The organism is Gardnerella vaginalis, from assembly GCF_001563665.1.
GTDB lineage: Bacteria > Actinomycetota > Actinomycetes > Actinomycetales > Bifidobacteriaceae > Bifidobacterium > Bifidobacterium vaginale_A.
The window spans coordinates 5,718-13,429 of sequence record NZ_KQ961865.1 but is presented as its reverse complement, the minus strand read 5'-3'; the positions used below and the strand labels follow the sequence as shown (position 1 = coordinate 13,429).

General features: G+C 35.5%; 8 protein-coding genes and 2 pseudogenes. 5 read left to right on the top strand and 5 right to left on the bottom strand.

From position 1 onward, the window contains the following. A pseudogene (locus HMPREF3230_RS03410) lies at positions 1-365 on the bottom strand (hypothetical protein); the annotation flags it as partial. Between the two features lie 595 nt (positions 366-960). Here HMPREF3230_RS03410 and HMPREF3230_RS06215 point away from each other — a divergent pair. Continuing rightward, positions 961-1,152 (top strand): annotated as a pseudogene (locus tag HMPREF3230_RS06215) (transposase-like zinc-binding domain-containing protein); the annotation flags it as partial. A 90-nt stretch (positions 1,153-1,242) separates the two neighbouring features. On the opposite strand, the gene HMPREF3230_RS03405 reads toward HMPREF3230_RS06215, so the two are convergent. Next, the gene (locus HMPREF3230_RS03405; protein WP_075523562.1) at positions 1,243-2,643 is read right to left on the bottom strand and encodes a hypothetical protein; all 1,401 of its coding nucleotides are present in this window, start codon (positions 2,641-2,643) and stop codon (positions 1,243-1,245) included. A gap of 638 nt (positions 2,644-3,281) precedes the next feature. Here HMPREF3230_RS03405 and HMPREF3230_RS03400 point away from each other — a divergent pair. Together HMPREF3230_RS03400 and HMPREF3230_RS03395 are read left to right on the top strand one after the other, a co-directional pair. Then, the gene (locus tag HMPREF3230_RS03400) at positions 3,282-3,554 is read left to right on the top strand and encodes a type II toxin-antitoxin system Phd/YefM family antitoxin (protein ID WP_075523561.1); all 273 of its coding nucleotides are present in this window, start codon (positions 3,282-3,284) and stop codon (positions 3,552-3,554) included. Beyond that, complete coding sequence (locus HMPREF3230_RS03395) at positions 3,535-3,852, top strand: type II toxin-antitoxin system RelE/ParE family toxin (RefSeq protein WP_075523560.1); 318 nt, start codon at positions 3,535-3,537, stop codon at positions 3,850-3,852. Before HMPREF3230_RS03400 ends, HMPREF3230_RS03395 begins: the two co-directional genes overlap by 20 nt. Before the next feature lie 260 nt (positions 3,853-4,112). On the opposite strand, the gene HMPREF3230_RS03390 is transcribed toward HMPREF3230_RS03395, so the two are convergent. Beyond that, positions 4,113-4,460, bottom strand: a complete 348-nt coding sequence (locus HMPREF3230_RS03390; protein ID WP_075523559.1) for a hypothetical protein — start codon at positions 4,458-4,460, stop codon at positions 4,113-4,115. 316 nt (positions 4,461-4,776) lie between these two features. Between HMPREF3230_RS03390 and HMPREF3230_RS03385 the strand changes: the two genes are divergently transcribed. Beyond that, entirely contained in the window at positions 4,777-5,082 is a 306-nt protein-coding gene (locus HMPREF3230_RS03385) for a type II toxin-antitoxin system RelB/DinJ family antitoxin (protein WP_075523558.1), read from the top strand. Continuing rightward, positions 5,079-5,411 (top strand): type II toxin-antitoxin system RelE/ParE family toxin, encoded by a 333-nt coding sequence (locus HMPREF3230_RS03380; RefSeq protein ID WP_075523557.1) that lies wholly within the window; start codon positions 5,079-5,081, stop codon positions 5,409-5,411. Before HMPREF3230_RS03385 ends, HMPREF3230_RS03380 begins: the two co-directional genes overlap by 4 nt. Before the next feature lie 209 nt (positions 5,412-5,620). On the opposite strand, the gene HMPREF3230_RS03375 is transcribed toward HMPREF3230_RS03380, so the two are convergent. Next, positions 5,621-6,553, bottom strand: a complete 933-nt coding sequence (locus HMPREF3230_RS03375) for a DNA-methyltransferase (RefSeq protein ID WP_075523556.1) — start codon at positions 6,551-6,553, stop codon at positions 5,621-5,623. Continuing rightward, entirely contained in the window at positions 6,538-7,302 is a 765-nt protein-coding gene (locus tag HMPREF3230_RS03370; RefSeq protein WP_075523555.1) for a restriction endonuclease, read from the bottom strand. The genes HMPREF3230_RS03375 and HMPREF3230_RS03370 overlap by 16 nt, the downstream gene beginning before the upstream one ends. Positions 7,303-7,712 lie beyond the last annotated feature (410 nt).

Below are 7,712 nucleotides of genomic sequence, written 5' to 3'. Positions count from 1 at the left end.
TCATAGCATCCAGCATCTCTACTATCATAAATAGTATCGTAAAGAGGTTTAATTGCCTTCAATCCTAGCTTCAATATTCTTTGATAGTTTTTCGAACTCCTAATGAACTTTCCTGGATGTGCCTGAATAGCCACTTGTGGATTAGTCTTCGTCTCAGTTTCTATTTCCACCCTCAACTTATTCATGGCTCCCTTTATATCATCTAATGTTTCATCATAAGCCACATTTACAGGCATCAGTTTATGAGCTATATTCCCACTATTCTTTGATGCTTGATTATTTCCAATACTAAAAATTCCAGTAGATACAAATAGAACCAATAAAAATACAATTCCTAACGAAATATACACTTTTTTCTTAGACATAACATTACACCTCCTAGAATTCTATATTCTTAATTTGTTGTACACTCTCGTAGTGTAGAATGTTATCCTAGTTAAGCACTCATAAAGATTGAATTCTAAATATTTCGTAGCTTAACGTTAAGATAATCTGTTATATCTTCGTTCTCTAAATGATTCATTCACTGACTAAACAAGTTTACTATAATAATATTAATTTAACATGTTATATCATTTTTATCAAGATACAAATTCAACTTAATTAGCTAATTTATTTCTACCAATTACAGTGAACGCTCCCGCACGGACTAATCGGTCATATCTTTCTTTTTGAAATGAGTATGGCTTTTGGTTTTCCGTTTTTAAGGACAAAAGCAGCTTCATCATTATCTGATAACTTAGTTATGATTTTTGAAGATTGCCCACGTAAAAATAAGGATTATAGGACAAAAAGTGTGTAAGAAATCATGCCTCATGCATTGCAATACAAGCGTTTTGCGGTAATCGAATCTATTTTCTGCACATTCGACACCCGGACAAAACGTGTGTAAAAATAAACTCATAACTATTACGGCAGTAAGGCTCATAACATATCGAATGTGGGTTATTCTTCATTTGTATAAATAACCCATTATGTAATAACTGTCATCATAAAATGAGCAAGAATGGTCACACTAATGCTGGTACTACTAGATACCGTTGTCCTAACTGTGGGGCTTCTAAAAGTAGAACATACGATAAACAATCAAGCGATTTAACAGTTAGTTTAAATTGGCTTTTATCTAATAAAACTCAAGATAAATATTCCTACGTGAGTTTCCCCTACACGCACGACAGAATAAATCGGGCTTGACACTGCAAAATCATTCACAAGCATCAAGCCCAATACGTCAATTGCTGATCATTGCAACCATTTTGGATTCACAGCTGGAATTCCCGGATATAAATCCGTATTTTTCTGATCTGTCAAATAGAGAAAATCTTTATTAACTTTTATTTTTTTCAATAATTTTCCAGTCTTCCTATCAAATCGTTCGATAACAAAATCTTTCAAATCAGAGGTATCGGTAATCGATGGTATACGAACTATTTCATGGTTTCCTACCAGCAAACGATAGTTGACGCCCGCTGACGACTCTTGACGCGTAGCTTTATCTAACAATCGGCGAAGAACACCTGTTTGCGCATCAAGAGTAAACACTCGTCCATTCTCGGTATCAACAATATGAAGAAGCTTTTCATCGTATGCCTGTGCGTTTATGTAGCCAGCAATCTCATAATAGACCGTGGTCGGACCATACAACACTTGACCTTTGCTGTTCTTCAATGGAATTGTTGTTATTTTACCAGTTTTCACATCCCATCGCACAAGAAAATGTTCCTTAATAATTTTAACATCATCAGCAGAATCGCTGTGTTCTACTGCCATATCCTTTGTGCGAGCAGACGATGGACCATACGAATATAAGAAAGTAATCACACCATTGTTGCATCGTGGGCTATAAGCAGCATCAATTACTCCTGTAGATTCATTTTGTCCTTGATATAATTGCTCACCCACCATGTCTTTTTCATGGTGCCGCGATACCTCATTTAGGCCAACATTTGCTTCATTGACCATGCGATACAATACAACTTCATGCTTGTCTGTTTGAGCAATTGCATACGCTTGATTGCCACAGGTAGAACAAGTTTTAATAAATAGGCTCTCTGAAAATTGTATTGGTCGCTGCTTACTCTCACCTTTAGAAGTCGTAGAAAGAATCTTATATGTTGTTTTATCGCTAGGCTTCATCATGCTTTCGTCATACAAATCAACAAAACCGCCATTAGCAAGAGAAAATGCAAAATTCTGACGTTGCACCTTTTCTATAGAGTTTACCGTAGGTTTTTCAGCGTTCACTGGTATGAAATAACTATCACGGGAATCTGTATAGTGAAGCGCCTCAGTATTCCAAATTGGCGTTTGGCCTTCTATATTGCTCACTTTATGCAGCTTAAAACTGCCATCTTCATAAACAATTGACATAAATGCGTTACTCTTGGGAATAAGAGATGTCTGAGGGTTATGCAGCGGGATTGCAGCAACCGCATGCTGCAACCGAAGATTTTCAAATTTCTCCGAATGAGCAAATACTGTATATTCTGTCGATAAAGCCCTATGAAAGATACCTATAGTAACGGCTGCAATTACAGCAATTATACCTATAACCCCGAAAATCCAGACTACTACTCTATGAGTTTTATTCCCAGTTGTGCTTACTATATTTTTCATAATATCTCTTTCTCTATAAGAAGGCATACTATGCACCTTTACAATAGTGAAACACCTTGCTCTTATGATACGCTTCTATGAAAAAAAAATGCAATACTCTTTCCCTCATAAACGTAAAATATTCAATACAAATAGTAAATTATTCTAACATAAACGATAGGAAATCCGAAATGAAAGTTAATAACACTGACAAAATATTGCATACAGGAAATACAAAATAAATCGTTGATCACGACTTATTTATCAACAAACGAAATGCCAATAATTTACCTAAACACCGTTCTATCAGCAACGATATTTGCATAAAATCGGCGATATCTCTAGACAATAAATAATATCGCCGATTCTACGTTTTAACTACCCTTAAAATACTGTTTTATTTATGCACGGCGCGGATGGCATCGATGAGCGCGGATCAAATATTCCTGGCTGTCGACCAGCGGACGACCTTCCTCATCGCACGAATGGAGCGTATACGTGCCATCGCCATCCATATGCCAGGAGATTGTCGAATCTGCCATCCGCAAGTCAATGTATTGAATCAACGCTTCGATCTGGATTGAGTGAACGGGTAGTATTTCTACACTTTTTGAGTGCCAAGTCACTAATATAATTGTAATCTTGATAATATTATGATACTTTTTTGATAAAAGGAGGTTGATACTATGATTAATATTCGTCCAGTTTCCGATTTAAGAAATAAATTCCCAGAAGTAGAAGAAACAGTTATAAATTCAAATACACCAGTATTCCTTACAAAAAACGGTTATGGAACTATGGTTCTAATGAGCATCAAACAATACTCTGCCCTCACCGACAACATTGAAAGAAAACTCGACGAAGCAGATACTTTTGCCGCAAACACTTCTACGCGTCTTTCTAAAGACAACGTCTTTGATAGCGTAAGGAGAAGTATTAATGAGCAAGAACACGTATAAATTAACCTTTCTACCACTATTCAAAGAAGATTTATTAGAAACAGTTGACTATATAACCAATACACTGCAAAATCCAAAAGCTGCTCACAGACTTGTTGACGATATAGAATCAGCAATCGACAAACGACTTGAATCGCCCCTCTTATTTGCTCCTTACCAATCATCAACAACACGAGAACACCCCTACTACAGGATTAGCGTACGCAACTTTTCTGTTTTTTACGTTGTCTTGGTCGACACTATGGAAGTGCGCAGACTTCTATATTCAAAACGAAATATTGACGCACTACTGGAATAACTATTCCTAATAACTATCATTATTATGCTAACGATTATTAAAAAAGCTATCGTTAAAAAGTTTAAGATTGGCTTAATAGCTTGATTTTAGACGATATCCATTCTCCTCACACCATGTCCATGCAATATTAGATTGTTGGCTGGAAGCCGTGGTGTTCTAATAATGGGCGTAAATTTCAATTTCAACTTAAAAATTACGCCCAAAATAGTTAACTTGCCTTTTACACGTAAAAACACTCAGAAAAAGAATTGCTTCACGCACTAAACATCTTGCCCTTTATGACTTGACGACATGTATTTCACACACCGCGCTTTCCAATCATCCTCACGAACGCAAGCAAATGCATCCGTTACAGGCTGCAAACCTAAACTTTCAACATACTTACAAGCAATACTAAAACTATTATCAATGCTAATTTCTTCATTTACTAGCAAACTATACTTTTCATAAACAGAAGGGACAGCAGAGCCAATATCGTCAAATAAAAAAGGATTCATATCACTTAAAAATGAAGTCAATCCTTCACTTTTATTTTCTTTCCAATAATGATTTAACGCGTAATAAATCATAGAAAACAATTCAAACTTATTCACAACTATTCCTCCCACGGATCATTATTTAATCCTGTCCTATCATGCCCCCATTAGTTTTTTCTCACTATGCTAATCCAATCTTCATATTCAACAAATTGAGTTTTCAAAAAATATAGTTAATGAATGCCTTAATCATAATTGACAAATAAGCATATTAACAGCCCAAAAGCGCGTTATTTGTTCGTCAATGCGCCTAATTTCCATCCTACAAATAACACCTAAACCAACAACTGAAAGTTATAATCTGAATAGTGATTAAACTTTTGCTTTCATTCGCTTGCATATGCTTGCAACTATTTTGTAAAATAAGTACAGAAAGGACGCCAACACAATGACAAACACGAACGCTGTATATGCAAGAATAGATACAAATCTTAAGGAAAACGCTGAAAGCATATTGAGCCAACTTGGAATAACACCATCTTCAGCAATACAAATGCTTTACAGCCAAATCGTTTTACAAAAAGGCATGCCATTTGAACTCCGCTTGCCAGTTAATACGCCTACTGCTTTAGGTAGCTTAACAAGAGCCGAGTTGGATAAAGAATTACAAAAAGGCATCAACTCACTTTCAACTGGCAAATCTTATAGCGCAGATGAAGTAGACCAATTCTTCGCTAAGGAATACGGCGTATGAGCACAACCTATAGAGTCATTTATTCTCCACAAGCGTTCCTAGATCTCACTGGGCTATACGAATACATTCGCTTTAATTTACAAGTTCCTAAAACGGCTGAAAAACAAGTCAACCGCATTAAACATGCTATACGTTCTCTTGAGACTATGCCTATGCGCTATCAGCTTGTAGAGTGGGAGCCGTGGTGTTCTAAAGAAATACGCAGAGTTCCAGTCGACAACTACACTGTTTTCTACCAAGTAGACAAAAACCAAATGACTGTAACAGTTATTCGCATATTCTACTCAGGCAGAAATATAGAAAACATTGTTAACGACCCAAATAACTAATGCGCGATTTGGGCTAAAAAGTAACGAATGAAATAGCGTAATTTCGAACGTTATAAAACGCACCCACCTAATCAGCCTTTGACATCAATACGACAGTCTCAACGTGGATTGAGAGAACTCCTAGTATATCTACACTTTTTTGAGTGCACACTATGTATATTGGGTGCACTTTTAACGATAGGAAGGGCTATCGTTAAAAGGTTTGAATTTTATTTTAATGATTCAATTAAATCGAGCTGATTTGTTTCAACCAATTTTGAATAATATTTAACTTTAACGTTTTCGATAAATTCTTCAATTGCGTCAGGATGATTTTTCAAAAACCATTTAATATGATTTTTAATGTATTCAAGGCGGATTTGGGGATCATTTAAGTCATTAGGTACGCGCTTCATTCTTTCGTCAATACTGTCAAATCCATGAAACGGTTCTTTAAGTCTCTCCTCGCACATAACTATATATTCTGGATTTGAATCAAAGCCAGTAGCTCTTCTATTTGTCTGCTGAGCCACCCTCAATAACGTACCACTTCCAAGAAACGGATCTAATACTATGTCTCCTTCATTTGATGAAGACAGTATCATTCTTTCATAAAGTGCTTCTGGCTTTTGTGTTGGATGCAGCTTTCTATTCTTATTACAATAGTGGATATGCGAAAATTCCCAAACATTTCCTGGATTTGCTCCACGCATATTATTAACTGAACGATAGTATTTCTGAGGTACTCTAATTTCATCTAGGTTAAAAATAAAGTTTTTGGGACTTTTTGTGAAGTACAATATATCATCATGTCTTGGAGAAAACCCCTTCGTTTTTCCAATTCCTTGTGTGTAAAACCAAGTTATCCATGAATTAAAAGTCATTCCTAGCTCTTGTTCTAGTATTGAATAGATATAACTTATATATCGCATGCCCATAAAAACATATATTGAACCATCTTTTGAAAGAACCCTATTAGCTTCCTTCAGCCATTTTCGTGAAAATTTAAGGTATTCTTCAAACTCAAGGTTGTCCTTACTTTTACCATAGTCCTTATTCAAATTATATGGCGGATCAGTAATGATTAAGCGAATGCTATTAGTGGGAATTTTCTTGAGTTCTTCAACAGCATCGCCACAAATCGCAACTAATTCTTTATCCATTTGTTCTTTACAGCCTCTCTGTAGAAATCATATATTGTTCGCCTTGTACTGTGTAAATACTTCTGATCAAGTAACTGACACATTTCCCAAGTCGTTCGATACTGATAAGTAACATAATGAATATCTTTAATTTGAATTTGACCAGTCCCAAGTGCAGGATTGTAATTTATATCAGCAGAAGATATGAATTTAAGGTCATACGCATTATAATCAACAATTTCCATTATCCCATCCATTAAACCAGTTTCTCTATTAGTTTCAGAATAGACTCTATGCTTAATTGATAGAATAATAAACATATAATCTGGATCTTTAACATAAGCAGTTCTTATCCTAGAAAATGATGTTATATTAGGACCTTTTCCACTATTAGGAATATCATTTGCGGTGGCTTTAACATCAACATTGCCTGTAATAACATTTCCAGATTTTCTAAATTGAAGAATAATATCTGCCATCCCCAGTCTCTCTTGCGCTTCCACATTTATTAAATTATAAGCGTTGTCGATGTTATCTCTAATGCCAGAAAAAACTTCGCATGCCCAAGCCTCGATCATTGGTCCAGCTATTTTGTTAATATTCTCAAGCGGTAAACCCAGTTTTAAATTTGTATTTATTATTATTTTATTATCGCCTACATTTTTCCGATCGTCTAGAATATTCATCATCTTAGATACTACAAATTCAGAATCTGTTCTATATGTTTTAGACTCTTTAGGTATTTTGAAAATCAAATCTTCATATTTCATATTTTCTAATTCTCCTTAAAAAGCACTTCAATTTGTTTATTCTACCATGTTTTCCCACTTCACAGGGTGGGTGCAAAGTGGCGAATCGACTTGCATGAGCGATTAAAACATAATTCGCGAATGCACTTCGATTCGCTGAGCTTGCTCAAAGTTGAAAGCACAGTGTGCTTTCAACGCAAGCGAAGTACGTTAACATCCTGTGCACTCGACCCTAGAGCGTAGACATCTTCCCTCAAACAGAAAAATAGTACTCAAAAACCACGCCGAGCCAGCCTAAAGCAGCCACACATTAAACCTTTTAATAATATCCATCTCGAAACATAATATATACATATATACAAGAACAAAATCAAGCAGATTACATATTCTCTTCCAGTAGAAAATCTGGTAAATATTTGTGTATAATCCCT